The organism is Pseudomonas sp. K5002 (assembly GCF_013386655.1).
Lineage (GTDB): Bacteria > Pseudomonadota > Gammaproteobacteria > Pseudomonadales > Pseudomonadaceae > Aquipseudomonas.
This window is the reverse complement of the sequence record NZ_JACARK010001395.1, coordinates 1-1,254: the sequence shown is the minus strand read 5'-3', so window position 1 is coordinate 1,254 and position 1,254 is coordinate 1. Positions and strand designations below refer to the sequence as shown.

The window sequence follows — 1,254 nt, the reverse complement described above, 5'->3', positions numbered from 1 at the left end:
TCAGCAGCGTGGCGAGCAGCCAGCCGCCGAAGTCCGCCGGCAGAATCCCGGCCACCGGCAAGGTCACCAGGAAGAAGCTCACCGAGAACGCCATCAGGCTTTTCGGCAGGCGCATCCACGGGCCTTTCGACAGGCGTGCAGGCGGGTTGCGACGGCGCAGGTAGACGAAGGTGGCGCCGACAAACATCAGCACCGAAGCCAACAGCAAGGCGTAGCCGAGGATGCGGTTATGCAGGCCGAAACCGTGCACCAGGATCGCCAGCAGCGCCGAGAGCACAAAGCCCAGGGCGGTGGCGACGTGGGTGTTGGCGATGTATTTGTCGCGGGCGACCACATGGTGCAGGTCGACCATGTAGCGCTTGGGCATGGCCAACAGGCCGCCGAGCAAGTCGACCTTGGAGGACCGGCCGCGGCGCCACATGTTCACCCGGCGCAGCGCGCCGAGGACGGCAAGGCCCAGGGCGGCGAAGAGCAGGATGGGAAGAAGGGTGTTCAACATGGTGAAGCTCCCAAAGACCACACAGGTCTACTGTGAAACTGGCCCGAAATGTGGGAGCGGGNNCCCACATTTGACCGAGTACACCTCGTCAGAAATCCTTGCACAGGCGCAGGGCGTCATAGATGGCAGCGTGGGTATTACGCTGGGCCACGCAGTCACCAATGCGGAACAGCAAGTACCCCTCGCCCGGCTCGCTCAGGCACGGCTGCGGCTTGATCGCGAACAGGGCTTCGATGTCCATCTGGCCCTTGTTGCGCGAGCCTGCCTTGAGCCCATAGTAGAGCTCTTCGTCCGGACGCACGCCGTTCTCGACCACCACCTGGTCCACCACCCGCTCTTCCCTGGCCCCGGTGTATTCGTTCTCCAACACCGCCACCAGCTTGTCGCCTTCGCGGTAGACCTTTTCCAGCATCATGTCGCCGGTCATGATCACTTCCTTGGGGTACATGCTGCGGTAGTACGTCGGGAACGACGTACCGCCCACGGCCACGCCCGGCTTGATGTCGTCGGTGACGATCTCGACCTGGCTGCCCTTGTCCGCGAGGAAGTCGGCCACCGACATGCCGGTGAACTCGCAGATGGTGTCGTACACCAGCACGTTCTTGCCCGGCGCCACCTTGCCGTCGAGCACGTCCCAGCTGCTGACCACCAGGCCTTCAGCCGCGCCCCAGTGTTCGTTTTGCTCCAGGAACGGATGACCGCCCACCGCCAGCACCACCACGTCCGGGCGCAGGTCAAGGATGGTTGCCGCGTCC

2 pseudogenes are annotated in these 1,254 nt (G+C 64.1%); both read right to left on the bottom strand.

The window, feature by feature from the left end:
* A pseudogene (gene dgcB, locus HX846_RS36680) lies at positions 1 to 499 on the bottom strand (dimethylglycine demethylation protein DgcB); the annotation flags it as partial.
* An 88-nt stretch (positions 500 to 587) separates the two neighbouring features.
* Positions 588 to 1,254: pseudogene (dgcA, locus tag HX846_RS36675) on the bottom strand (dimethylglycine demethylation protein DgcA); the annotation flags it as partial.